The following is a 26,209-nucleotide window of genomic DNA, read 5'->3' as shown; positions in this document are numbered from 1 at the left end:
TGAAATACTGAGACGTTTATGTGAATATAAGGGCGTCAAGATTATAGAGGGGGAGCTTATGGCAGATCATGTGCATATGCTAGTGTTAATTCCACCTAAAATATCAGTTTCATCTTTTATGGGATATCTAAAGGGTAAAAGTGCGCTAATGATGTTCGATAAACACGCAAACTTAAAGTATAAATTTGGAAATAGACACTTTTGGTCCGAGGGATATTATGTAAGTACGGTAGGATTAAATGAAGCTACCGTAAAAAAATATATACGTGAGCAAGAGTTACATGACCAAATGAAAGATAAACTTAGTGTAAAAGAATATGAGGACCCTTTTAAGGGTAGCAAGTAATACATATCCCCTTTAAGGGGACCGTTACGAGTCAATGGCTATGCGGCTTGAACGTAGTGAAAGCCAGCGCCTTTAGACGCTGGCCTAGTACTACGGGCTTATAGCCCGTGAGCAAACCACCCGTTTTACGGGTGGTTCTGATTGCAAAAAATAATGTTGGAAGTGACACCGTAGTGTGTCACCCCAACATTTATTATAGAGCCTTATTTTTTATTGTTGCATATATCGACTAATCTCTATTAAAATTACCAGATTTTAACGAATTTATAAGTGTTTTATGATAAAATAAAAGGTATGAATACTTCAACAACTCGGTCTATTACCTACAATGGTGACACAATTGAATATGAGTTAACAATCAAGCGTGTAAAGAATATAAACATGCGTGTGCACAAGGATGGTAGTGTCCATGTTTCGGCGAATGCTTATGTACCAGATCATCGCATCGATGCGTTTGTTATTGAAAATATACCCTTTATTGAGCGGGCTCGTTTTAAATTAGAAGCATTAACGGCACAACGGATAGAGGCATTACAATATGTAACGGGTGAAACCATATCTATTTTGGGTATGCCTATTTCGCTAGAGGTGCTAGAAACATCTGGCAAGCCGCATATTAAGTTTGATGGTTCTAATCGTATTGTGATGTTTGTTAAACCTAATTACACCTATGAAGACAAGCATAAATTAATGCAAACCTTTTGGCGCCAGCTAGGGGAAAAGGTGTTTACCCATTGGGCGAAGGTCGTATATCAACGCTTTCACCAGCAACATATTGATGTACCCATGCCAACGGTAAAGCAACAGTGCATGAAGAGTCGTTGGGGTTCTTGTACGCCATCAAAGCAGCTCATTAAGATGAATATGCGTTTATTAGAAGGGCCTCAGGCCTATATTGAATACGTTATGGTCCATGAGTTTGCCCATTTCAAATACTTGGATCATTCCAAGAACTTTCACAATTTAGTGGCCCAATTTTTACCAGATTGGAAGGATCGAAAGAAATCATTAAATATCTATTTTGCACATAGACCGTAAGGAGGTGTACCATGAAGCCATTTGTACATTTACATAGTCATACGGAGTTTAGTTTATTGGACGGCATCAGTCGTTTGCCGGATATGGTGCGCCGCGCGAAGGAATTGGAACAACCAGCCCTTGCCATTACGGACCATGGCAATATGTATGCGGCTATCTATTTTTATAAGGAATGTGTGGCACAAGGCATTAAACCGATTATTGGGTGTGAAGTGTATGTCACAGAAGGTAGCCGCCTTGATAAGCCAGAAGGGCGTAGCCGTGAGCGATTAAAACATCTTATTTTGCTAGCCGAAACGATGGAAGGCTATCGAAACCTTGTTAAAATCGTATCGAAAGCCTCTACGGAAGGTTTTAATTATAAGCCCCGTGCTGACCATGATTTGTTGCGTCAATACAGCAAGGGCATCATCGCCCTTAGTGCATGTATTCAAGGGGAAGTGCCTCAATATATTCTGCAAGATAATATGGAGGGGGCTCGCCGAGCTGTTGAGTGGTACATTGAAACCTTCGGTAAAGACAATTTCTTTTTAGAAATTCAAAATCACGGTTTACCTGAAGAGTTACGGGCTCAGCAAGTGCTATGCCAATTAGCTGACGAATATGGCCTAGGCATCGTGGCGTCCAATGATTTCCACTATGTTATGAAAGACGACGCTGATGCTCAGGATATCCGCGTTTGTATTCAAACGGGCCGACGTCGCGCCGAAGTAGATCGTTTGAAATTCCCTAATGATGAGTTCTATCTCAAATCTGGGGACGAGATGGCGGAGCTCTTTGGACACATCCCTGGGGCCTTAGAAAATACAGTAAAGATTGCAGACCGATGCAATGTAGAATTTAATTTTGATGAACACCATTTGCCGCACTTTGATGTGCCTGAGGGCGAAACGTCTAAGACTTATTTACGCAAGGTCTGTGAACGAGAAATACCTCGCTTATATGGCGATACATCGGAGGAACTCAAAAAACGTCTTGACTACGAACTCGATGTTATCGGAACGATGGGCTTTGAAGACTATTTCCTTATCGTATGGGACTATGTGCGTTATGCGCGTGAACACGATATCCTTGTAGGCCCAGGTCGTGGCTCTGCGGCAGGTTCTGTAGTAGCTTATTTATTAGGTATCACAGGGCTCGACCCATTACAATACGATTTGCTCTTTGAACGGTTTTTAAACCCAGAACGGGTAAGCATGCCTGATATTGATATTGACTTCTGCTATGAAAAGCGGGGTGAAGCCATCGATTACGTAACGCGAAAATATGGACAGGCTCGCGTGTCTCAAATCATCACCTTTGGTACAGAAGCGGCCCGCGCCGTTATTCGTGACGTAGGTCGTGTGCTCGATTTACCATTAGCTGAGGTCAATCGCATTGCGAAGATGATTCCTAATGAATTGGGCATCACCTTAGGAAAGGCTTTAAAGGGTAAAGATTTAAAAGCCTTATATGATACAGACCCTAATGTAAAAGAGCTATTTGATTTTGGTCAAAAACTAGAAGGTATTGCACGTAACTCGTCCACTCATGCAGCAGGCGTTGTAATTTCTGCGGATCCTCTAGATGACCATGTGCCTGTACAAAACTCTAATGAAGAAGGTTTTGTCACTCAATATGATAAGGATAATATCGAAGAATTAGGCCTGTTAAAGATGGACTTTTTGGGCCTCCGTACATTAACCGTTATGGGGGATGCCCTTAAGCTCATCAAGGCAAACCGAGGTATTGACCTCGATTTAGATGCTATCCCATTAGATGATAAAGAGGCTTGTGAGCTCCTTACCAAGGGCGATACATCGGGTGTGTTCCAGCTTGAGTCCGATGGGATTACCAAGCTCGTTATGGATTTGAAGCCGGAGCATTTTGAGGATTTAATCCCTCTCGTTGCACTCTATCGCCCAGGTCCTTTGGGATCTGGCATGGTGGCGGATTTTGTCGATCGTCGTCATGGTAAAAAAGAGGTGACTTATTTACATCCGATTTTGGAACCTATTTTGAAAGATACGTTCGGCGTTATTCTCTACCAAGAACAGGTTATGCAAATTGCGTCTGCCATGGGCGGTTTCTCCCTTGGCCAAGCAGATTTAATGCGTCGTGCGATGGGTAAGAAAAAAGAATCCGTCCTCAAGGCGCAACGGGAATCCTTTATACAAGGTTCTATCAATAATGGCATCGAAGAGTCCATTGCAAATGAAGTATTTGACTTGCTCGTTTACTTCGCAGGCTATGGCTTTAATAAATCTCATAGTGCGGCCTATGCGTATATTGCGTACCAAACAGCATATCTTAAGGTGCACTACTTCCCAGAATTTATGGCCGCTACCATGACCAGCTTTATGCAAAATATGGATAAGCTCACATACTATATCAATGCTTGTAAAAAACATAATGTGCAGGTCCTCGGTCCCGATGTGAACCATTCCTTGCGTAGCTTTGCCGTACAAGGTGATGCCATTCGCTTTGGTCTTGGGGGCATCAAGAACGTAGGGGACAATGCTATCGATCGACTCATTACAGAGCGTGAGGCCCATGGTCTCTATACGAGCATTACCGATTTTTGTCGCCGCGTAGATAGCAAGGTCGTTAATAAACGGTTGCTGGAAAGCTTAATTCGCTGCGGTGCTATGGACGGATTCGAGGAAAACCGCAATCAGTTATTGCACATGTATGAAAGTGCACAGGCTGTAGGGGCTAAGCAGCAAAAGGATGCTGCCATGGGGACTATGAGTCTCTTTGGTGAAAGCACAGATGATGTCGATATGATTCCGGTACCGAATTTACCTGATTTATCGGAAGATGATAAATTGAAGGATGAAAAGGACTACACAGGATTCTATATTACGGGTCATCCATTGCAAGGTTATAACAAGGAATTGAAAGGCCTTTTTGAACTGGGGCAACTTCTTGAAAACCCAGAGCGTTTTGATGGTCAAACGATTACCTTTGGCGGTCTCATTGCTGAAAGAGGGGATAGACCTACAAAACGGGGCGATGTCATGAGTATTCTTCGCATCGAAGATTACTCTGGTTCGGCTCAAGTGGTGGCATTTCCGAAGGTATTTGCTCAGAGCCAACAATTCTTGGCTGTCGATATGGTTGTTAAGGTGCGAGGCCGTGTTGATGCGGATGAAAAGGGTGTACAGATTATTGCGGACCGCATTGCACCGCTAAAGGTGAATTATAACAATGCACGACAAATCGCCATCCATATTCGCAGTGCTTATGATACGCCAGAGAATAGTAATGCGTTGAAGGAAATACTTTCACAAGCAGAAGGGCAAGTCCCGACAGCATTATATTTACACAAACAACGAAAACGAATTAATTTATCACCTCAATTATGCTTTGCACCTACAGATGAGATCATCGCACGCATTGAAGCGGTATTAGGTGAAGGTGCCGTAGAGGTACAATAGGGTGTGCATAGATAGGGCATATGCAATAGATTTATATCGAAAGATGTAAATTTGGTATTGGTCAAAGCTCAATGGGGACAGGTATAATTAAATTTGTAGATATATTAAATAAAATCCCTTTAGGAGGATATATGAAACGTACAAAAATCGTATGTACCGTAGGTCCGGGCACGGATAAGTTCGGTATTTTAGAAGATATGATGCGCGCTGGCATGAATGTGGCTCGTTTTAACTTCTCTCATGGTTCGCATGAAGAGCAAGCAGAGCGCATGCAAATGGTGCGTGATGCGGCGATGATTGTCAATAAACCAATCGCATTATTGCTCGATACAAAAGGTCCAGAGGTTCGTCTAGGACTGTTTAAAGAAGGCAAGGTATTCCTCGAAGCGGGGCAACAATTTACATTGACTACGGATGATGTAGAAGGCACGTTAGAGATTAGTACTGTAAACCATAAAGGTTTAGTAGGCGATGTGCACGTTGGCGATACAGTTCTCTTAGCTGATGGCCTTGTTAGATTGACTATCGATGCTATTGAAGGTAATAACATCATTACCACCGTTCAAAATAGTGGTGAAATCGGCAATCGCAAACGGGTAGCCGTGCCAGGCGTAGCGCTTAGCTTGCCGCCTGTATCCGAGCAAGATGAATTAGATTTACGCTTTGGTTGCCAACAAGGTGTAGACTTTGTGGCTGCATCCTTTATGCAACGCGCTAAGGATGTAGTGGCTATTCGCCGTATCTTGGAATCTGAACAAAAGGATATTAAGATTATCGCCAAAATTGAAAATGCTGAAGGAGTCAATAATATTGATGAAATTCTCGATGTAGCGGATGGTCTTATGATTGCTCGTGGTGATTTGGGCGTAGAAATTCCAGCCGAAGAAGTACCGGTATTGCAAAAGATGATGATTGAAAAATGTAATCGTCTTGGCAAACCTGTTATTACGGCTACGCAAATGTTGGAGTCTATGATTCAAAACCCTCGTCCTACGCGTGCCGAAGCGAGTGATGTGGCCAATGCAATCTTAGATGGCACCGATGCTATTATGTTATCTGGTGAGACTGCTAATGGCGCATATCCGGTGGAAGCTGTTACAACGATGACACGCATTGCAGAGGTAACGGAGCAGTCTGCTATTTATGATCATAAGAGTAGAACGAAGGAAAGCGATGATGTGACAACCACTGAGGCTGTATGTTTGGCCAGTGTGCGCGTTGCGAGTGATCTTGGGGCAGCAGCTATTTTAACATGTACCGAATCTGGTCATACTGCGATTAGTGTGGCTCGTCACCGTCCAGATTGTAAAATTATTGCTATTACACCGCATGATGAAACGATTCGTCGCATGCAATTATGCTGGGGGGTTGAAGCCATCAAGGGCCGTGAAAATATCAACTCTGATGAAATGGTGAAACAGGCGATTACCGGTGCTCTCGGGGCAAATGCCATCAACTCTGGTGATCTAGTTGTCGTTACCGCTGGCGTACCTTCTGGTTCTACAGGTACTACGAATATGATTCGCGTTCATATTGCAGGCAAGGTGTTGTTATCTGGCAATGGTATCTTGCGTAAATCCGCTACGGGTCGCGTATTTATTGCAGCTAATCATAAGAATGATTATGAAAGCTTCCAATCCGGCGATATTCTTGTAGTAGGGACTATGGAACCAGAATTGATGAACATTGCTAAACGCGCTGGCGGTATCATTTCTGTTGAAGATGGGTACACATCAGATAGTGCTATTGCAGGCATTACCTATGGTATTCCTGTCATCTTAGGCGCCAAAGATTCTTATGACGTATTGCTGGAAGGCGCAGAGGTCACCATCGATGGCGAACGAGGTAAGGTCTTTGCAGGCATTGCGAATGCTAGATAAGCAATATATAATATAAATAGGTTGGTCATAAAAAAGGAGTACGACTATGGATGATAAAGAATGGCGTACCTTTGTAACTGTTGTGGATGAAGGTAATATAACAAAAGCAGCTGAAAAGTTATTTGTTTCGCAGCCTGCTTTGAGCTATCGACTGCGTCATTTAGAGGATAGCGTAGGGTACTCCTTGTTGCTTCGTACTACAGAAGGTATTGCATTGACGCCACAAGGTGAAATCTATTATGACTATTGCAAACGCATGCTGCATGATAGAGAGGCCTTAGACCATGCATTGACGTCGTCTACTGGTAAGATTCAAGGTACCTTAAAAATTGCATCATCCATCAATTTTGCAGATTATGAATTACCAGCTTTGTTGAAATCGTTCCGCGAACAGTATCCAGATGTACATATTCAAGTTAAGACAGCTTTCAGCCATCAAGTTGTAAAGATGTTTAATACCGGTGATTGTATGGTGGCGTTTGCACGTGGTGGATATGAAGTATCAGGCAATTCAGAATTGTTATTGGAAGAACCGTATTGCTTGGTATATAAAGAGTTAGTGCCACCAGAATCGTTAGAGAAGGTGCCTTTTATTCGATACCAAACTGATGCATCGGTAGCTAATATCATTGAAAAATGGTGTGCCGAGCATTTTGAAGACCCCCCCATTGTGGCGATGGACGTCAATTCCATGAGTACATGTCGTCATTTTGTGCGGGCCGGTCTAGGATGGTCTATCCTAACCTATATGGGGCTTGGATCTTGTAAAGACAAAGATATTTATGTTAGCCCATTGCGTAGCAAGGATGGAACATATATTACGCGTGATACCAATATGGTATACACAAAAGAGTCGGCCAATTTAATTGCTGTCAAAACATTTATCGAGTACGTACGAGATTACTATAAACAACACACTGTTGTAGACGATAGTATTTTTAGAGAATATCAATCATAACATGTAAGTGCATGTATACATCTTTTTGAGATGTATGCATGCATTTTTTACATTTACACCTAAAAAACTATGAGTAAAATGCATAAAAAGTATGAATGACAGTTATAAAAATTTTTATGACCCCTATAAAGGTAATCTATTTTTCAGAAAATGATTACCAACGTATAATGAAATCATACTAAATACAAGAATTCATGAGTAATAGTCGCGTATTACGAATTACTTGGGTAGTGTTAGGATGAACAGTATATGCCTATGTTTATAAGAAAGGAAAAAACATGGAAAGACTTGTAAAATTAGCCGTTATCGTGCTAATCCCAATTATCCTCTGGTTTACAACTCCACCAGCAGGGCTTTCTGCGGAAGCGTGGCGCCTATTTGGTTTCTACATCGCAGGTATCTTAGGTTTGATTTTAAAACCATATCCAATTCAAATTATTTTATTATCTGTATTAGCTGCTTCTGCATTATTCATGGACAATGCAAAAGATATTTTGGTAGGTTATGGCTCCACAGCATTGTGGATGATCATTGCAGCCTTCTCCTTGAGCGTTGCATTTGGTAAAACTGGTCTTGGTCACCGTGTAGCGTACCACTTAATCCGTGCATTCGGTTCCACAGTATTGCGTTTAGGCTATGTAACAGCGCTTCTTGACTTAATCTTGTCTCCAGCAACACCTTCTAATACAGCCCGTGCAGCTGGTATCGTATATCCTATTAACTTATCCATTGCAGAATCTATCGGTTCTTACCCTGGTGATACTGCAAAACGCGGCGGTTCCTTTATCTTGATGAATGGTTACTTCGTAACAAAGATTACGTCCTTTATGTTCTTAACAGCTATGGCTCCTAATGTGTTGGCACTGGATTTCGTTACTAAGATTACAGGCCTTACTATGAACTGGGTCGAATGGGCAGTGGCTTTGGCCATTCCTGGCCTTGTAATGTTGATTTTTGTTCCTCTTGTAGGCTACTGGATTGACCGTCCTGAAGCTGTAAAAATCGACAATAAGAAATTGGCAGACGAAGGCCTTGCAAAATTAGGGTCTATGAAAATGTCTGAAAAAATCTTGGCTGTTGTATTCATCCTTGCTCTTCTTGGTTGGGCATGGCCTTCTATTGGATATTTTTTCCCAGCTATCGCTTTTGATTTGAGTCCTACAGCAGTAGCATTAGTTGCTATGACTGTTGTTTTCTTATCCGGCATCATCACATGGGAAGATATGGTTCAAACAAAAGCTGTTTGGAACACATTCATCTGGTTCGGTGCTATCCTTGGTTTATCCACAGCTTTAACAAAAGCTAAATTCTTTGCTTGGCTTGCTACATTTATGGAAGCAAACTTGGCACTCGATGTATCTCCACTTGTAGTAGTATTAATTCTTTCCGCTATCAGCGTTGTTATTCGTTACTTATTCGCTTCTAGTACCGCATATATCGCATCCATGCTTCCTGTATTCTTAACGGTAGGTATGGCAGCCGGTGTTAACCCTGTTATGTTTGGTTTAGTATTGCTTGCTACAAATGCATTTGGTGGTCTCGTAACTCACTACGGTGCATCCCCTGGTCCTATCATCTATTCTGCTGGTTATAATAACATTAAAGAATGGTGGACTGCTGGTGGTATCTTAGCGGTATTAAGCTGGATCTTACTCTTTGTAATAGGTATCCCTTGGTGGACTTTCATCGGTATGATTTAATCACCATCTAATTTATACTCATCATTGTTTTTACGGCTTGGGCCAGACTTCGCGACGGTCTGGTCTTTGCCATTTGATATATTTTTTAGTGAAAGGATGTAACATGGCACAATTAGTGAAAGCTGCGCAAGCAGGCTTCGACGAAAAAAATGATGCATTAGTTACGGTAGAACCGATTGCTAGTGGCATCGAAATCGAATTGACTTCCAAAGTTATGCGTCAATATGGCGACCAAATTAAATCTGTTATCTTGAATACAGTTAAAGAAGCTGGTTTTGATGGCGTAAAAGTAACTGTACAAGATAAAAATGCTTGGGATTACACAATTAAAGCTCGCGTGTTGGGCGCATTAGAAAGGGGGAGCAAAGCATAATGGCTAACGATAAAACATTTCCAGAAGTAAAAACTAATCCGCTTACAGAAGCGGCAAAAAAACGCTTATCCCGTTCCATGATGTTCGTTCCTGGTAATACACCAAAAATGATTAACAGTGCTGATATCCACGGTTCTGATTCCATCATGATCGATATTGAAGATTCCGTGCCTATTACAGAAAAAGACACAGCTCGTCTTTTGACTGCAGAAGCATTGAAATCCCGTAAATTCCGCGCTGAAACAGTTGTTCGTATCAACCATCCTACACAAACTCCTTATGGTTATGATGATCTTGATGTTATCGTTCCAGCTAAACCTGATATGATTCGTTTGCCTAAAACTGAAGACGTATCCGAAGTTGAAATCGTAGCGAAGAAAATTGAAGAAGTAGAAAAAGCTAATGGCTGGCCAGAAGGTACTATCAATATTATCGTAGCTATCGAATCCGTTCGTGGCTTGTACAATGTTCGCGAAATCTGCCATGGCCCTCGTGTTGTTGCTATTGCTCTTGGCGCTGAAGACTACCGTGCTGACCTTCGTACAGGTAAACATAAACCAGCTGTTGAATTATTGTTCGCTCGTCAAACAATTCTTCATGCAGCACGCGAAGCAGGTATCCGCGTAATTGATACTGTATTCTCCGACGTGAAAGACCCACAAGGCTTCCGCGAAGAAGTTGAATTCATTAAAGCATTGGGTTATGACGGCAAATCTTGTATCCATCCAAGCCAAATCAAAATTATCCACGAAGTATTCACTCCTGACGAAAAAGAAATCGCTCATTCCGTTAAGGTATTGAACAGCTATGCTGATGCATTGCGCAACAATAAAGGCGTAATTTCCGTAGATGGTAAGATGATCGATGGTCCTATCGTAGTTCGTGCACAACGCGTAGTTGATAAAGCACGTGCAGCAGGCATTAAAGTTGAATTAGAGGAAGGAGCAGAATACGATGTTAAATAAAGTAGGTCGCGATATCCCAACAAATATCCCAGCACTAGAAGGTCGCGAAGTATATCAAGGTGAATTCGCAATTGAACCTAAGGCTAAACGCGCAGGTAAACCTGTTCATATGAGCCGTGTTGGTATTAATAAAGTTCTTGCTTCTATCGATGAAGCAATCGAAAAAGCTGGCGTAAAAGATGGCATGACATTGTCCTTCCATCATCATTTGCGCAATGGCGACTATGTTATGAAAATGGTTATGGAACGCGTTCAAGCGAAAGGCATTAAAGATATTACAATCGCATCTTCTTCCTTATCTCCATGCCATGATTTCTTAGTTGAAATGATTCAAGACGGTACTGTTACAGCTCTCGAAACATCTGGTCTTCGCGATCGCCTTGGTAAATTCTTAACACAAAACCCAGGTGTATTAAAACGCCCTGTAGTCATTCGTCCTCATGGTGGTCGTGCTCGTGCTATCGAATCTGGCGAAGTTCATATCGACGTAGCTTTCATGGCTGCTCCTACAGCTGACCCTCGTGGCAATGCAACTGGTCGTATGGGTAAATCCGCATGTGGCGCACTTGGCTATGCTAAGGTTGACTCTCACTATGCAGATACAACTGTTATCATCACTGATAACTTGGTTGACTATGTACACAACTATGCCATCCCTCAAACAGATGTAGATTATGTTGTTCCTGTTGAAAGCATCGGCGACCCAGAAGGTATTGCTTCTGGTGCAATTGGCTTCACTAAGAACCCTATTCAAATTAAAATCGCTGAACTAGCTGGTGAATTCCTTGATCAAGCTGGTATCATTAAAGAAGGTTTCGTATTCCAATTGGGCGCTGGTGGTGCTCCATTGACTGTAGCAAAATTCATTGCTGAAAAACTTCGCAAACGCGGTGAAGCTGGTGGCTTTGCTATCGGTGGTGCTACAGGTATCTTGACTGGTATGCTTGAAGAAGGCTTAATCAAAGCTATCTATGACACTCAAACATTCGATACTACTGCAGCTGCATCCTTGGATAAAAACCCTGCACATATCGAAATGTCTGCTTCCATGTACGCTAACCCATGGACAGACTGCACTACAAACTACCTCGACGTAGTATTCCTTGGTGCCACTGAAATCGACCTTGATTTCAACGTAAACGTAATGACTGACTCCAACGGTGTATTGATGGGCGCTTCTGGCGGTCACTCCGATACAGCAGCAGGTGCTAAATGCACAGTTATTACTTGCCCATTGATCCGTGGCCGCTTGCCAATGATCCGTGACAAAGTAGCAACTGTAATTACACCAGGCTCCTCCGTTGACGTACTCGTTACTGAATACGGTATCGCAATCAACCCAGCTCGTACTGATTTGATTGAACGCTTCAAAGATAGCAACTTGCCTATCTTCACAATTGAAGAATTACAACAATTAGCATTCGACTTAGTTGGTAAACCACAAGATATCCCTGTATCTGATAAAGACGAAGATATCATCGCAATCGTAGAATATCGCGATGGCTCTATCATTGACGTGGTTCGTAAACCTCTATAATTGAGTAGGGATGAGAGTCCGAGGGAAGCTGTAACAGTTCCGCCATCGGCTCATCACCCTATGCTGATTAGATAATATAAAGACCCTCTCTATAGTCTTTGGACTTATAGAGCGGGTCTTTTGTATTGATTTATTATTAAATTTACATTTTAGTTGACTATTTATTATACTATAGTTAGAACTATAATTTAGTTTATATTGGTGGAGGGTAGTATTGTATGAGTGATAAAATATCGGCAAAAGAGTATTCATTATCAAAAATTTTTAGTGCTGACTTTGAATATCATATTCCTAAGTATCAAAGACCTTATTCTTGGACTGAAGATGAGGCTGCAATTTTATTTGATGATTTATATGATTTTTATGAATTAGATAATGATGACAATTATTTTTTGGGGAGTATTGTACTAATTAAAAGTGATAATAAACCTTATTCTGAGGTTATAGATGGTCAACAACGATTAACTACTCTATCTATTTTTCTTGCTGTAATGGCGGACACTTTCTCTACAGAACAATATAAAGAGCTATGTAAAGCCTACTTACAAGAAAAGGGTAATCAGTTGGAAATGATTAATGCGCAACCACGCATATTTTTACGCGAAAAAGATCAATCATTTTTTAATAAATATATACAAGAGTTAGATTTACGAGGGTTAAATCAGTTAGATGATGAAATCTTAGATAGTGAAGCAAAAGTTCATATTCAGAAAAATTGTCAAGTGTTTCAAGTAAGATTTAGTGAAAAATTTACTAATGAAGATGATTTAATTAAATTTTGTCAATTTGTGTTGAATAGGTGCTTTTTAGTAGTTGTTTCATCTCCCAATCAATCATCTGCATTTAGGGTTTTTTCAGTATTGAATAGTCGTGGTTTAGATTTATTACCATCTGATATTATTAAATCTAAAACGATAGGCTCTTTAGATGATAGTATTCAAGATAAATATACTGAAATCTGGGAGGAGCAAGAGCGTTTAGTGGGCAGAGATGGTTTTAATGAGGTTTTTGCACACACAAGAACTATTTTTCTAAAAGAAAAGCAAAAAAAGAATTTATTAGAAGAGTTTTCTGTAAATATTTTGGAAAAGATAAATCCAAAAGATCTTATTGATAAGTATATTGTGCCATATTCTAATGCTTATAATGCCTTAAAAAATGAAGCATATGTATCAAGTAGAAATGCTGAATCTATTAATAATTTATTATATTGGTTGAATAAAACTAGAAATTATGACTGGATGCCTGTAGCAATAAAATTTTTAGCAGAGCATGAAAATGATTCTGACGCTATCTTGGCCTTTCTTATTAAATTAGAACGTTTGGCTTCTTATTTGTTTGTTACCTCAAAAGGGCTAAATCAACGAATTAATCGTTATAAAGAAGTATTAGAAGAGATGGAGACCGAAGGAAATCACTATCAAAACATAGAAAGTTTAGAGTTAAAAGAAATAGAAAAAGAAGAGTTTATTAAAACTTTAGATGGAGAGATATATACATTACCATCATACAGAAGAAATTATATTATACAACGTTTAAATTCCTTTGTTAGTGATGGTGCAGTTAAGTTTAATGGTAAGATTTTTACAATCGAACATGTTTTACCTCAAAACCCTAGAATGGATAGTCAGTGGCTTGCGGTTTGGAGTGAGGCTGATAGAAAAATCTGGGTAAATAAAATTGCATATCTTGTAGCTCTCACAAGACAACATAACTCACAAGCACAAAATTACGATTTTGAGGAAAAGAAACAAAAATATTTCCAATCATCTAATGGTGTTACTTCATATCCTATTACAACACAGGTAAATGGGATAAAGCATTGGAATCCTAGAACTGTTGAAACTAGACAGAATGAACTGATGAAGGTTTTTATTGATAAATGGAGGCTAAAGTTAAATGGTGAAGTAATAGAGTCTTAAAGTTAGATATAGTGCTAAATCCGTAGGATTTAATTTTGTTAGAATTAAATTTGTTGTTAAAAAGTTAGTAAAGGTTTAGTTATAGCAATTTAAGTATTAGATTACTTATTAAACGTAAGGTTTATTTTAAGAGGTTATTATGAGCCAAGTATTTAAACAAGATCTAACAGATAGTTCTGTTCGTCCTGGCGGTTTGTTTTTTGTTGAGTTATTAATGCCGAAGCAGTGTGATATGCCTAGCCGCGATACAATGGTAGAGGTATTTACAAAGCATTTAGGCCCTGTTGATTGCTTTAGTTATGGAGCTGAATCTGCAGGTTTGGCACCTCAGAATTATAAGGTTCATTATGAAGATAATGATGCCGATATCTCACCGACATTGATGGTGACGAAGTGTGAGAAAATCGATAAACCTGTATTAGATGATTTTACACGTAGTCAAGTTTGGGATTGTCCCAATGTAGATGAATTGTTAGCTGAGTGTCAATATAGAGTATTTGCTACAGATATGTTAGCTTCGGGTTTAGAGCCTAAAGAACGAGCTGATATGCTCGTAAAATATGTAGATGCGCTGTTGGAGTTATATCCATCTTGCAAGGCCGTTGTTTTTGGACCATCACGTAAGTTTTTAAGTCGTGAAACCATTGAAAATCATCCTGATAAAGAGGTGACTCGTTTTATGTATTATGCTGTAAATGTGCGTTATTTTAGTATTCAAGGTACCAATGATATGATGGTAGATTCTGTTGGTATGAGTACATTATTTTTACCTGATTTACAGTATCACTTTCACGGTGTAGATCCTAATCATGTAGTATTTCATGCTTATAATGTGTTGAATTATATTTTCGAACATGACAATCCAATAGGTGATGGGGAAACCATTGCGGGGTTACAAAATGGCGAGATGAATCAGGATATTCAGTGGAAAGTACAATATGAGGATTCTCTAATTCAACCGATTCGAGAGGTTCTAGATATTAATATGGGAGAATATGCAGCGGGCACTCGCTAGTTATTAATCGATGAAAGGTGTGAGCAGTATGAGTGATCAACGTATTTTTGACATGGAACTTGTGAAAGTTGAAAGTTTGGAGAAAGCTGTTAAGACGCCATTTTATCAAACTGATTCCACAGGTGGTTCAGTATGGGTTATTAAACCTGGTCAAACCTTACCAAAACATTATCATCATCACTCTGATGATATATGGGTTATATTGCAAGGAAACGGGGTATTTTATCCAACGCCTGATACGGAGGTGACTTTTACAAAGGGACAAGTTATAGTATCTAAAAAGGGTGAATGTCATGGCGCAAAAAATACTGGGACGGAAGATGTTGTATTTGTAAGTATCGTTGCTCCTGTACCTGCTGATTATGATCCTGTTAGTAGTAATTAATATGAAAGCTCTTTTAGAATAAATTGAAGTCAGTTGAATTTATAAAAAAACAGTTTGATACAATATATTTTCGTGGCGGAGAATAAGAATTTTTAGTATAATATAGAGATAGATAACGAAGTATATAAACTATAAATAGCAAGGAGGTTCTTATGAATCCATATATGACACAAACGCCAAATGCTAATGATGTAGCACTGGTAGAAAGTATTGTATCGCAACGATTAAAGGGTTCCATCTTATGGATGGTTGTTGGTTTGTTGACCACATTAGGGATTGGTGTTGCGACGCTAATGAATCCGTCCTGGGCGCGCTTTGCAGCTAGCAATTTTAATATTTTATTGATTGCAGAAGTAGCGGTGGTATTCTTGTTTAGCATGCGCACGTATAAGGCCAATGTTATGTCTCTATATGCGATGTTCTTTATCTATAGTGCATTGAATGGCGTTACCTTATCACTTGTTTCGTTAGCATATGGCATCATGGAAGCTACTGTACCAGCATTGATTGGGGCATTGGCGTTCTTCGTTGCCTTTTCTATTGTAGGCCTTACGACTAAGAAGAATTTAGCCGGATTAACACCGTACTTAGTGGCTGCTATATTTGGTATGATTATCGTAAGTCTTGTGTTTATGGTAGCATCGTATTTTTCGATTCCATATCTTAGTTCCATTAGTTATAGTACAATTAGCTTGATTCTTGGCTACGTTGGGGTCGTTGTATTTTCCATCTTTACGGCTGTTGATATGAACATGATTAAAAACAGTGTTACTCAATTGGCACTATCTGAAGATGAAACGATTTTAGATCGTATTGAAATTGCTGGTGCACTTAGCTTGTATCTCGATTTCATTAACTTGTTCTTATCCTTGTTGCGTATCTTTGGTAACAGACGCTAATATCTGAATAGTGTATGTGAAAGCACCTTATATACTGTTAGAAATCTTTATGGAGATTTTACATAACAGATATAAGGTGCTTTTTGTATGTTACATATTCTAATTCGTTATTCCTATATTCTATATAATATCATTGACAGAGGACATTTGTTTTTTTAATATATTATGGTACGTATCATATAGTAAGTAGAAAGGATTCATATGAACTCATCATCTGTACCAGAGCCTCAAAGTGGGGCCATCGATTTCAAGGATTTTACAAGGCGGCGCATGTTGCATGTCATCCTACCATTATTTATTGTTTCTATTATTGCCTTTTTAGACCGTGTAAATATCGCCTATGCAGGCTTGACCATGAAAGAGAATTTACCATGGTTAACACCAGAAATATTCGGTATGGGCGCAGGTATATTCTTTATTGGCTATGTTTTATTTGAAGTCCCTGCATCTCTGTTAGCATCGAGATTTAATGCGATGCATTGGGTAGCGCGTATCATGTTTAGTTGGGGCATTGTATGTGTCCTCATGACGACAATGACTACGGAGTGGGAGTTCTTCTTATATCGATTCTTGTTAGGGTTATGTGAAGCGTCATTATATCCGGTTATCTATTCTTTATTGATACCTAATTGGTTTTTACCGAGAGAACGGGCAAAGGCAATTTCATTAATGCTTACATCTCTATTATTCTCTAACATTATCGGCGGTCCATTAGCAGGCGTATTGCTCGATACGACATTTTTTGGATTACATGGATGGCGTACGTTGTTTATTGTAGAAGCATTACCAGCTGTTATCTTTGCTTTCATTTTTGCATTCTGGATGAAAGAAAAACCAGAAGAAGCCGCTTGGGTAACTGATGCAGAGAAAAAATATATCAAAGAAGAGCTTGCTAAGGAAGAAGCTGAAAAACAATCCGTAAAAAAATACACAATTTGGCAAGCCTTGAAAGATCCAAAGGTATTACGATTAGCATTAATTTATTTCTTGTGGGTTATTGGGTTCTGGGGATTCAGTTTCTGGATGCCACAAGTGCTTAAAAGCTTATCCGGATGGCCACCAAGTGTTGTAGCTTGGTCTATTGCCATTCCGATGAGTGCTGCCTTATTAGTACAAGTTTTCTGTGGCTATTCCTCAGAGAAACGCAATGAAAAACGTTGGCATGTGGCGACCACATTATTTGTTGGTACCATAGGTTTTATTGCCACACCACATAGTCCATCACCTGAAATTAGCTTGTTATTCATCTGTTTAACGGCTGTAGGCGTGTATGGCGGTATGGGCGTATGGTGGACGATGCCGACTACATTCTTATCTGGCGCAGCTGCAGCAGGTGCGATGGGCCTTATCAATTCATCCGGTAATATGGGCGGTTGGGTCGGCCCATATATGCTAGGCTTCATCAATGGACATACAGGTAGCTTTACTTATGGTTACTATGTAATGGGCGCTTGTATGTTCCTAGCAGGTCTATTGATTTTGACATTACCTAAATCTATGGAACACAAGGAAGGTTAAGTTAAAAATTAAATACAAATTTAAAAAGAGTTATATTTTTTATTCTTTTCTATGACGGATATTGAATAAATATATAGCTCTTTTTCTTTTAGTAAATATATTGTTTTATGTATAATAAGAGTAATGTAATCTACAGTAAAAAGAGAGGCTACTATGTATAAAACGTTATTATTAGCAAGCGTATTAACAACTTTTACACTAGGTGTATCTGTAAGTGCGATATCATTATATGATCCGACGGGTGAAGGTAGAGCTGCCTTTGAGAAAATTGCAGTGTACAACCGTGACATTGTTAAAGTTTCAGGTCCTTATGATTCATGGGAGACAGCTGTTAAGAATTTAGAACGCGCTAAATATATTGGTGATTTAGAACAACATAAGACGATAGATAAATTACAGAGTCAATTGAAGCCTATATTAGGCGGTTATTATGTATCAGCATATTACGTAGATTTTAGTATCCTTACTCATGATGAGGGGATTGTTATAATAAAACCGACCGGTAATGATGTAGGTGAGACTAAATATATTGTAGAGTATAAAACTCAAGAGCATTATATTGATTCAATATTATGGAATCCTTTTGTAGAGAAAGTTATTACAGTAGCAGATCCGATTATTTCTTATGAGAATCAGTATGGAACGGGAAAACTTATAGTTGTGACAGCCTTTGGATATCAAGAGGATGTTCAAGGTTTTCCAGATAAGGGACTTATAGCTGCAAATAAAGCTTATAAGGCTGCTGAAGATACGTTAGTTAGTAGAGTGTTGGAATTAGGATGGGTTGATACATCTCGTGAAGCAGAGTTACGAGATTATTTAAATACAAATGATGGTGTTCATAAGGGGTACACTTTGGATGCCATGGGCTTTGGTGTTATGGCTCAAAAAGATCTCTTTCTTTATATAGATGATAAAGGTAATTTCCATCATAGGCACTACTCTGTTGTGAGTGAATGGGAAAAATCCTATAATAAGAATTTCAGTTTATATAAGCACATTCCCCTTGATAAAAAGATAAAAGCTATTACTGTGGTTCAAACGGATTAAGGCAGATATAATAAAAAGCCAGATACAATGTAAATACTTTTTAGTATGTATTGTATCTGGCTTTTATTTATTTTTTTACATCTGGTACATTACCAGGGTTCATGTCTAGGTTAAGATCTGTGGATTTTAACGGATTAGGATCTCCATCAGGAGAAATAACCTTTAGTTCTGGATGCAACCATTCCAGTTGTTTTAGTTCCCAATCATATCTAGCACCATCGTTTTGTAATTGCCGGATATATTTTTGTAGTTCTTCAATTTGATCACTATGTTTATTAGCCATGCCTTCTAAAATATATAGGCGTCCGGCCACACTATCTACAGTTGAACCGTCGTGGTCTTCATCGACGCGCCATTGTAGTTCGGATATTTGAACTTGCTGAATGATGATGACGATGATGAGAACTATAATAACGGCCCACATGGGCGTTTCTTTAGCTTTCAAAAGGGCCCGCAATTTAGTTGCGAGCCCAGATGGTTTGTTCATTATTTATGAGCCTCCAATTGTAGACCAGGTAATGGCAATTTGGAGTTTACAAAGTCTAACCACAAGCGAGAAGCGTGGGAGAGGTAATGACCTTTTTTCCAGATTACATATAAGGTATGGATGATTTCTGGAACGAGAGGTCGTACCACAACCTTGGACCCAACCTCTGTGTTCTCGCCTACCTCAGGGCAGAGGCGGGATGGTAATAGGGCGATGGCTAAATCGGCACTTACTGTTTGTAACATGAGGTCACGTTGGCTTGTTTCGAATACGATATGAGGTTGGAAACCTGTGTGTTTACAAGCTTTAATGATTTCATCATGTAAATTGAAATCATCCTTGTGGAGTACAAAGGATTCTTCTGAAAGCATATCCAATCGAATTTCTGGTTCCTTGGCAAGTGGGCTAGTTTTAGGAACGATAACGGATAATGGGTCAGATGTGAGATAGAAGGATTCAAATTCCTTAGGATTTGGCTTTGTACAGATGATACCGATATCAATCAAACCTTCTTGTACACTGATTTCGACCTTCTTAGAACCTTGTTCATATAATTCTAAATCGATTTGTGGGTATACCTTTTTAAACTCACCTAATAGTTGCGCAAAGATTGGTGCATCGGTAATAGGTGGGATACCAATTCGGATGGAACCTTGCTCCAAACGAAACTCGTTTTCAAAATCTGTTTTTAAATGTTCAAACATAAATACTACGCGTTTCGCGTGTGTTAAAAAGATGGTACCTCCATCAGTGAGTTCTACGGATTTAGCATTACGCATGAAGAGAACAACACCAAGTTCGTCTTCTAAGGCTTTGATTGTACGGCTAATCGCGGATTGTGAGATGTGTAAGTTTCTTGCTGCTTTACTAAAACTCTTTTGATCAGCCACTTCTACGAAGTATTTTAAATGGTGGAAATCCATAACTAACCCCCTAATATATAAAAGATATTATAAACCTAATTTAAAAATTGGTCTTGATAAATGAGAATAATTATTACTAAAACGCAATTAGCTATTACTTTAAGTAAAGCATGAATAGCGATATTGGCAAGGCGCCAAGCGCTGTATGTATTGCGTTGATATAGCCCGCCACGTTATAATGAGTCTATAGGGCTATATCAAGTTATGATATTAGGAATTATGGTTGTGCCCACTACAAAATAGTTTGTACTACATAATGCCATAAATATATATAACATATATATTATTGCATTATTTTTTCATGTACGCAAGTTTGTAATGGTTGTTATTCCTAAACATAATGATAGATTAAGCAAGTGTTCTATTTTTGCTAAATGCTTAAGGAGGCAATAATCACATGAGTCGTAAATTTAAAACTATGGACGGCAACCAAGCGGCTGCTCACGTTTCTTATGGTTTTACAGAAGTTGCTGCGATTTACCCAATCACTCCATCTTCTCCAATGCCAGAACACATTGACGAATGGGCTGCATCTGGTCGTAAAAACATCTTCGGTAACACTGTTCAAGTTGTAGAAATGCAATCTGAAGCAGGCGCTGCTGCTGCTGTTCACGGTTCCTTGCAAGCTGGTGCATTAACAACAACTTTCACATCTTCCCAAGGTTTGTTATTGATGCTTCCTAACTTATACAAAGTAGCAGGCGAATTACTTCCAGGCGTATTCCAAGTAGCTGCTCGTGCATTAGCTGCACATGCGTTGGCTATCTTCGGTGACCACCAAGACGTAATGGCTGCTCGTGCAACTGGCTGTGCTATGCTTGCAGAATCCTCCGTACAAGAAGTAATGGACTTGTCTGCAGTAGCTCACTTGACAGCTATTAAAACTCGTGTACCGTTCATCAACTTCTTTGACGGTTTCCGTACATCCCATGAAATTCAAAAAATTCAAATCTGGGACTATGAAGAATTAAAACCATTAGTAGATATGGAAGCAGTTCAAGCATTCCGTAAAAACGCTTTGAACCCAGATGCTCCTGTAACTCGTGGTACTGCAGAAAACCCTGACGTTTACTTCCAACATCGTGAAGCATCCAACAAATTCTACTTGAACGTTCCTGACGTTGTAGAACACTACATGAACGAAATCAACAAATTGGCTGGTACTAACTACCAATTGTTCAACTACGTAGGTGCTCCTGATGCAACTGACGTAATCGTTACTATGGGTTCCTCCGCACAAGTAGTAGAATCCACTGTAAATTACTTAAATAAATTGGGTCGCAAAGTTGGTTTCATCAACGTTCACTTGTTCCGTCCATTCGCAACAGATCGTTTGTTGAAAGCTATTCCTCAAACTGTAGAACGCATTGCTGTTCTTGACCGTACAAAAGAACCAGGCGCTTTGGCTGAACCATTGTTCTTAGACGTTCAAGCTGCTGTAGTTGATGGTGGCCGTAACATCAAAGTTATCGCTGGTCGTTATGGTTTGAGCTCCAAAGACGTTATCCCTGCAGACATCGTTGCTGTATTCGATAACTTGAATGCTGAAAATGGTAAGAAATTCTTCACATTGGGTATCAATGATGATGTTACATTCTTGTCCTTAGATCGTGCTGAAGGCGTAGAAGTTGAAACTCCTGGTTTGACTGAATGTAAATTCTGGGGCTTCGGTTCTGACGGTACTGTAGGTGCAAACAAATCCGCTATCAAAATCATCGGTGACCACACTGACTTGTATGCACAAGCATACTTCGATTACGACTCCAAAAAATCTGGTGGCGTAACAATGTCTCACCTTCGTTTTGGTACTAATCCAATCAACTTACCTTACTTGATTACTGAACCTCAATTCGTAGCATGTCACCGTCAATCCTACGTACATGAATACGACTTACTTCGCGGTATCAAAAAAGGCGGTACATTCTTATTGAACTGTACTTGGTCCCCTGAAGAATTGAACGAACATTTACCTGCTAAATTACGTCGTCAAATCGCAGAAAAAGAATTGAACTTCTACATCATCAATGCTGCGAAAATCGCTGCTGAAATCGGCTTAGGCGGTCGTATCAACATGGTAACTCAAGCTGCATTCTTCAAATTGACTGAAATCATCCCTGTAGATGATGCTATCAAATACTTGAAAGAATCCGTAGTTACTTCCTATGGTAAAAAAGGTCAAAACATCGTTGACATGAACAACGCTGCTATCGACCAAGGCGTTGGTGCTCTTGTAAAAGTAGATGTTCCAGCTGACTGGAAAAACGCTGTTGATGAAGGCGGTCACAAAGCTAAACCAGGCTGTGAATCCTGCCCATCTTTCGTTCAAAATATTGCACAACCAATCAATGCACAAGCTGGTTATGATCTTCCTGTATCCACATTCGCTGGTTACGAAGATGGTACATTACCTGCTGGTACTGCTAAATTCGAAAAACGCGGTCCTGCATTGTTCGTTCCAAAATGGATGCCAGAAAACTGTATCCAATGTAACCAATGTTCCTTCGTATGTCCACATGCTACAATTCGTCCAATCTTGGCAACTGAAGCAGAAGTGGCTGCAGCTCCAGAACATTTCGATACAATCCCTGCATTGGGCGCTAAAGACCTTCAATTCCGTATCGCAGTATCCCCATTAGATTGCTTGGGTTGCGGTAACTGCGTTGATATCTGTCCAGCTCCTAAGGGCAAAGCTATCGTAATGACTTCTATCGATTCCGAAATTGAACAAGCTGAAGCTTGGAACTACGCTGTTAACCTTCCTGTAAAAGAAAACCCTATGAAGAAGGAAACTGTTAAAGGTTCCCAATTTGAACAACCATTGTTCGAATTCTCCGGTGCTTGTGCAGGTTGTGGTGAAACTCCATACGCTAAATTGTTAACTCAATTGTTCGGCGATCGTATGATGATTGCGAATGCTACTGGTTGTTCCTCCATTTGGGGTGCTTCCATGCCAGCTTCTCCATACACAACTAACCAACAAGGTCAAGGTCCTTCTTGGGCAAACTCCTTGTTCGAAGATAATGCTGAATACGGCTATGGTATGTACATCGGCGTTAAGAAAATCCGTGAACAATTGCTTGAAGTAGCTAAGAAAGCTGTTGAAACAGCATCTGGCGAATTGAAAGAAGCATTGGAACAATGGATTGAATTCGCTAACCTTGGCGCAGCTACTCGTCAACGTTCCGCACGTTTGGTAGCAGCAATCGAAGCTGAAGGTGCTACAACTCCAGAATTGAAAGAAATTCTTGATAAAAAACAATTCTTAATCAAACGTTCTCACTGGATCTTCGGTGGTGACGGTTGGGCATACGATATCGGTTTCGGCGGTGTTGACCATGTATTAGCTTCTGGCGAAGACATCAACATCTGGGTATTCGATACTGAAGTATACTCCAACACTGGTGGTCAATCCTCCAAATCTACTCATGAAGCTGCTGTAGCTCAATTCGCAGCATCTGGTAAACGTACTAAGAAGAAAGACCTTGGCATGATGGCTATGTCTTATGGTTATGTATACGTAGCACAAGTAGCTATGGGTGCAGATAAAAACCAATTGATGAAAGCTGTTACAGAAGCTGAAGCTTATCCAGGTCCTTCCTTGATCATCGCTTACAGCCCATGTATCAACCATGGTATCAAAGCTGGTATGGGTAAAGCTCAAGAAGAACAACGCAAAGCAGTTGCTTGTGGTTACTGGGATCTTTACAGATACAACCCTCAACTTAAAGCTGAAGGTAAAAACCCATTCTCCTTGGATTCCAAAGAAGGCAACTACGACGAATTCCAAAACTTCCTTAAAGGTGAAGTTCGTTATGCTTCCTTGGCGAAAGCTGCTCCTGACGCTGCAGAAGAATTATTCGCTAAATGTGAAGAAGACGCTAAAGAACGTCGCTTAAGCTATGTTCGCTTACAAAAAGGTTTCGAAGAAGTTAAATAATTAATTTCTCTAAACTGCATATACAAGAGGCATCCTCATTGAGGATGCCTCTTTTGCATCTATCATCCTTATGAATAGGTGTATAGTACACATGATTTTGGTATAATAGATAGTATATATGTGTATTATTCATGTATTGTTTATACAATATATGTTTTTAACAATAGAGGATATTATGACTACGAATACAAATGACGTACAACAAACCATTTATAGTGAATTAGGCTATAAATCTATGCCATTCCCATATACCACACCAGCTACTCTTGAAGCCTATGCGGCTCTCGTGGGTATTTCAGCACCTAACCCTAAAACTGCAAGAGTATTAGAATTGGGAGCAACCTATGGTGGCAATATTATCTCCCAAGCATTATTTAATCCTGATGCAACATTCGTAGGTATTGAGCTTTCACAAGAACAAGTTGAAAAGGGCAATGAAGTGATTGCGAATGCAGGGCTAACAAATGTTTCCTTAGTTCAATCTGATATTGCATCTATTGGTAGTGAAATTGGTACCTTTGATTACATTATCGCCCATGGTGTGTATTCTTGGGTCGATGACGGTGTTAAAGATGCATTGTTGCGCCTTATCGATGAACATTTAGCAGAGGATGGCATTGCCTACATTTCTTATAATACCTATCCAGGTTGGCATACGATGGACGAAGTACGTCAGTTAATGATGTTCAGTAACCGTGATAAAACACAGTTTAATCACAAGGAAAAGGTACTGCATGGCAAAACGATTGGTAGTATCGTAGGTAGTCAAATTTTAAAATATGACAATCTAAAGGAACGAAATAGTAAATTCCTTGGTGCTCTTCGCTCTGTTATGCAAAAAGATGAATACTATGTTGGTCACGATCATTTAGAGCCAAACAATGACCCTGTATATTTCTATCAATTTAATGACCATTTAGAAGCGCATAATTTGGCATACCTATGTGATGCTGATTTAACTTTATCTATGGTACGTAGCTTTGATGCTGATATTGCGGATACACTAGATAAACTCGCACTTAATGACCATGTAGCTCAAGAGCAATATTTAGATTTTATGCTAGATACGACCTTTAGAAAATCTATTATATGTAAGGCTAAGCATGCAGAATCTGTAACATACGACATGGGAAATCCTGAACTTGTGAATTCTGTACCTATGCGAACCATTATTAACAGCTTTACCTATACAATTCTCTTCAATGAAGAAGCATTGTCCATGTTTGAAAATGATATCGTACGCGATACATTCCAGTCCATTATTAAGGATGGCGGTCAGTTTAATATGATCGAGGCTTTAGCCATTGTGAAAGCTGCTAATGATGCTGCTAAGGGCGATGATGCAAGCTTAGAAGCCGCTGTTAATGCGTTATATGTAGCTGTGGCAGAACATATTGTACGCGGTGGTCTACGTTTCTTGAAACACCCACATCCTAAAGCTTACTATATGGAGGGACAATCCTTTGTACCTGCTAGATTTACAAAGTTTGTGAAAGCTTTAGTTGAATCTGGTACAGACATCATGTATGGGGCTACCTCTGAAAATGAAGCCGTAGAAAATCTGTCCGATGAAGATTTAATGTTTATGGAAATCCTTAATAAACCAAAGGCAAAATCTACTATTGTTAATGCGATTAAAAAGAATATCTTTGGCGGCGCACAAGCTGGTCAGGCAAAAAATCAAACCGCTATGGCTGAAGCGTTCTATGCTGAATTGACGAAACGCATGGAAACATTAGGCTATTTAGAAAATAAAATTAAATAAAGGTATTTCCTGTGTAGCATATGATAATAATGTGCGATGGGGGATAGATAAAGGCTAATTCTCGATATATAGAATTAGCCTTTATTTTTATG

19 protein-coding genes are annotated in these 26,209 nt (G+C 39.6%); 17 read left to right on the top strand and 2 right to left on the bottom strand.

What is annotated here, in order from left to right:
- From tnpA to VAHSUH02_RS03795, 15 genes are all read left to right on the top strand, one after another.
- On the top strand, positions 1-346 hold a 346-nt coding region (gene tnpA / locus VAHSUH02_RS03865; RefSeq protein WP_105112046.1), incomplete at its 5' end, for an IS200/IS605 family transposase.
- Between the two features lie 270 nt (positions 347-616).
- Positions 617-1,384 carry a M48 family metallopeptidase gene (locus VAHSUH02_RS03860; RefSeq protein ID WP_005382227.1) on the top strand — a complete coding sequence of 256 codons (768 nt, stop codon included), beginning with the start codon at positions 617-619 and terminating at the stop codon, positions 1,382-1,384.
- A gap of 11 nt (positions 1,385-1,395) precedes the next feature.
- A complete protein-coding gene (locus tag VAHSUH02_RS03855; RefSeq protein WP_005382228.1) occupies positions 1,396-4,803 on the top strand; it encodes a DNA polymerase III subunit alpha in 3,408 nt (1,135 codons plus the stop codon).
- Between the two features lie 131 nt (positions 4,804-4,934).
- Positions 4,935-6,683, top strand: coding sequence for a pyruvate kinase (pyk, locus tag VAHSUH02_RS03850; protein WP_038148460.1), 1,749 nt, complete (start codon positions 4,935-4,937; stop codon positions 6,681-6,683).
- 46 nt (positions 6,684-6,729) lie between these two features.
- Positions 6,730-7,641, top strand: a complete 912-nt coding sequence (locus VAHSUH02_RS03845; RefSeq protein WP_005382235.1) for a LysR family transcriptional regulator — start codon at positions 6,730-6,732, stop codon at positions 7,639-7,641.
- Between the two features lie 278 nt (positions 7,642-7,919).
- The gene (locus tag VAHSUH02_RS03840; RefSeq protein ID WP_005382237.1) at positions 7,920-9,341 is read left to right on the top strand and encodes a DASS family sodium-coupled anion symporter; all 1,422 of its coding nucleotides are present in this window, start codon (positions 7,920-7,922) and stop codon (positions 9,339-9,341) included.
- 103 nt (positions 9,342-9,444) lie between these two features.
- Positions 9,445-9,714: a citrate lyase acyl carrier protein gene (gene citD / locus VAHSUH02_RS03835; RefSeq protein ID WP_005379312.1), complete on the top strand. Its 270-nt coding sequence runs from the start codon at positions 9,445-9,447 to the stop codon at positions 9,712-9,714.
- The gene (locus VAHSUH02_RS03830) at positions 9,714-10,679 is read left to right on the top strand and encodes an HpcH/HpaI aldolase/citrate lyase family protein (RefSeq protein ID WP_005382238.1); all 966 of its coding nucleotides are present in this window, start codon (positions 9,714-9,716) and stop codon (positions 10,677-10,679) included. The genes citD and VAHSUH02_RS03830 overlap by 1 nt, the downstream gene beginning before the upstream one ends.
- A complete protein-coding gene (gene citF, locus VAHSUH02_RS03825) occupies positions 10,669-12,216 on the top strand; it encodes a citrate lyase subunit alpha (protein ID WP_005382239.1) in 1,548 nt (515 codons plus the stop codon). The genes VAHSUH02_RS03830 and citF overlap by 11 nt, the downstream gene beginning before the upstream one ends.
- A 218-nt stretch (positions 12,217-12,434) precedes the next feature.
- Complete coding sequence (locus tag VAHSUH02_RS03820; protein ID WP_005382240.1) at positions 12,435-14,138, top strand: DUF262 domain-containing protein; 1,704 nt, start codon at positions 12,435-12,437, stop codon at positions 14,136-14,138.
- Between the two features lie 139 nt (positions 14,139-14,277).
- The gene (locus VAHSUH02_RS03815) at positions 14,278-15,153 is read left to right on the top strand and encodes a DUF4261 domain-containing protein (protein WP_005382241.1); all 876 of its coding nucleotides are present in this window, start codon (positions 14,278-14,280) and stop codon (positions 15,151-15,153) included.
- 28 nt (positions 15,154-15,181) lie between these two features.
- A complete protein-coding gene (locus tag VAHSUH02_RS03810) occupies positions 15,182-15,538 on the top strand; it encodes a cupin domain-containing protein (RefSeq protein WP_038148469.1) in 357 nt (118 codons plus the stop codon).
- Positions 15,539-15,690: 152 nt separating this feature from the next.
- Positions 15,691-16,437, top strand: a complete 747-nt coding sequence (locus tag VAHSUH02_RS03805) for a Bax inhibitor-1/YccA family protein (RefSeq protein WP_038148462.1) — start codon at positions 15,691-15,693, stop codon at positions 16,435-16,437.
- 201 nt (positions 16,438-16,638) lie between these two features.
- A complete protein-coding gene (locus tag VAHSUH02_RS03800; protein ID WP_005382244.1) occupies positions 16,639-17,955 on the top strand; it encodes an MFS transporter in 1,317 nt (438 codons plus the stop codon).
- A 153-nt stretch (positions 17,956-18,108) separates the two neighbouring features.
- Positions 18,109-19,005, top strand: a complete 897-nt coding sequence (locus VAHSUH02_RS03795) for a hypothetical protein (protein ID WP_005382245.1) — start codon at positions 18,109-18,111, stop codon at positions 19,003-19,005.
- Positions 19,006-19,072: 67 nt separating this feature from the next.
- On the opposite strand, the gene VAHSUH02_RS03790 is transcribed toward VAHSUH02_RS03795, so the two are convergent.
- Positions 19,073-19,492 carry a hypothetical protein gene (locus VAHSUH02_RS03790; protein ID WP_005382246.1) on the bottom strand — a complete coding sequence of 140 codons (420 nt, stop codon included), beginning with the start codon at positions 19,490-19,492 and terminating at the stop codon, positions 19,073-19,075.
- The gene (locus VAHSUH02_RS03785) at positions 19,492-20,415 is read right to left on the bottom strand and encodes a LysR family transcriptional regulator (RefSeq protein ID WP_005378410.1); all 924 of its coding nucleotides are present in this window, start codon (positions 20,413-20,415) and stop codon (positions 19,492-19,494) included. The genes VAHSUH02_RS03790 and VAHSUH02_RS03785 overlap by 1 nt, the downstream gene beginning before the upstream one ends.
- A 397-nt stretch (positions 20,416-20,812) precedes the next feature.
- Here VAHSUH02_RS03785 and nifJ point away from each other — a divergent pair, with 397 nt between their 5' ends.
- Together nifJ and VAHSUH02_RS03775 are read left to right on the top strand one after the other, a co-directional pair.
- Positions 20,813-24,352 (top strand): pyruvate:ferredoxin (flavodoxin) oxidoreductase, encoded by a 3,540-nt coding sequence (nifJ, locus tag VAHSUH02_RS03780; RefSeq protein ID WP_005382247.1) that lies wholly within the window; start codon positions 20,813-20,815, stop codon positions 24,350-24,352.
- Positions 24,353-24,527: 175 nt separating this feature from the next.
- Positions 24,528-26,117 carry a class I SAM-dependent methyltransferase gene (locus tag VAHSUH02_RS03775; RefSeq protein ID WP_038148464.1) on the top strand — a complete coding sequence of 530 codons (1,590 nt, stop codon included), beginning with the start codon at positions 24,528-24,530 and terminating at the stop codon, positions 26,115-26,117.
- Positions 26,118-26,209 lie beyond the last annotated feature (92 nt).

It is taken from the genome of Veillonella atypica KON (assembly GCF_002959915.1).
In the GTDB taxonomy this organism is placed as follows: domain Bacteria; phylum Bacillota; class Negativicutes; order Veillonellales; family Veillonellaceae; genus Veillonella; species Veillonella atypica.
This window is presented reverse-complemented; position numbering and strand designations above follow the sequence as displayed.

Excerpts from the sequence above, each read along its gene's own strand:
- VAHSUH02_RS03785 (WP_005378410.1), bottom strand. The coding sequence starts at position 20,415 with ATGGATTTCCACCATTTAAAATACTTCGTAGAAGTGGCTGATCAAAAG.
- VAHSUH02_RS03805 (WP_038148462.1), top strand. The coding sequence starts at position 15,691 with ATGAATCCATATATGACACAAACGCCAAATGCTAATGATGTAGCACTG.
- VAHSUH02_RS03810 (WP_038148469.1), top strand. The coding sequence starts at position 15,182 with ATGAGTGATCAACGTATTTTTGACATGGAACTTGTGAAAGTTGAAAGT.
- VAHSUH02_RS03830 (WP_005382238.1), top strand. The coding sequence starts at position 9,714 with ATGGCTAACGATAAAACATTTCCAGAAGTAAAAACTAATCCGCTTACA.
- VAHSUH02_RS03775 (WP_038148464.1), top strand. The coding sequence starts at position 24,528 with ATGACTACGAATACAAATGACGTACAACAAACCATTTATAGTGAATTA.
- citF (WP_005382239.1), top strand. The coding sequence starts at position 10,669 with ATGTTAAATAAAGTAGGTCGCGATATCCCAACAAATATCCCAGCACTA.
- VAHSUH02_RS03855 (WP_005382228.1), top strand. The coding sequence starts at position 1,396 with ATGAAGCCATTTGTACATTTACATAGTCATACGGAGTTTAGTTTATTG.
- VAHSUH02_RS03840 (WP_005382237.1), top strand. The coding sequence starts at position 7,920 with ATGGAAAGACTTGTAAAATTAGCCGTTATCGTGCTAATCCCAATTATC.
- citD (WP_005379312.1), top strand. The coding sequence starts at position 9,445 with ATGGCACAATTAGTGAAAGCTGCGCAAGCAGGCTTCGACGAAAAAAAT.
- pyk (WP_038148460.1), top strand. The coding sequence starts at position 4,935 with ATGAAACGTACAAAAATCGTATGTACCGTAGGTCCGGGCACGGATAAG.
- VAHSUH02_RS03845 (WP_005382235.1), top strand. The coding sequence starts at position 6,730 with ATGGATGATAAAGAATGGCGTACCTTTGTAACTGTTGTGGATGAAGGT.
- VAHSUH02_RS03815 (WP_005382241.1), top strand. The coding sequence starts at position 14,278 with ATGAGCCAAGTATTTAAACAAGATCTAACAGATAGTTCTGTTCGTCCT.
- VAHSUH02_RS03795 (WP_005382245.1), top strand. The coding sequence starts at position 18,109 with ATGTATAAAACGTTATTATTAGCAAGCGTATTAACAACTTTTACACTA.
- nifJ (WP_005382247.1), top strand. The coding sequence starts at position 20,813 with ATGAGTCGTAAATTTAAAACTATGGACGGCAACCAAGCGGCTGCTCAC.
- VAHSUH02_RS03790 (WP_005382246.1), bottom strand. The coding sequence starts at position 19,492 with ATGAACAAACCATCTGGGCTCGCAACTAAATTGCGGGCCCTTTTGAAA.
- VAHSUH02_RS03800 (WP_005382244.1), top strand. The coding sequence starts at position 16,639 with ATGAACTCATCATCTGTACCAGAGCCTCAAAGTGGGGCCATCGATTTC.
- VAHSUH02_RS03820 (WP_005382240.1), top strand. The coding sequence starts at position 12,435 with ATGAGTGATAAAATATCGGCAAAAGAGTATTCATTATCAAAAATTTTT.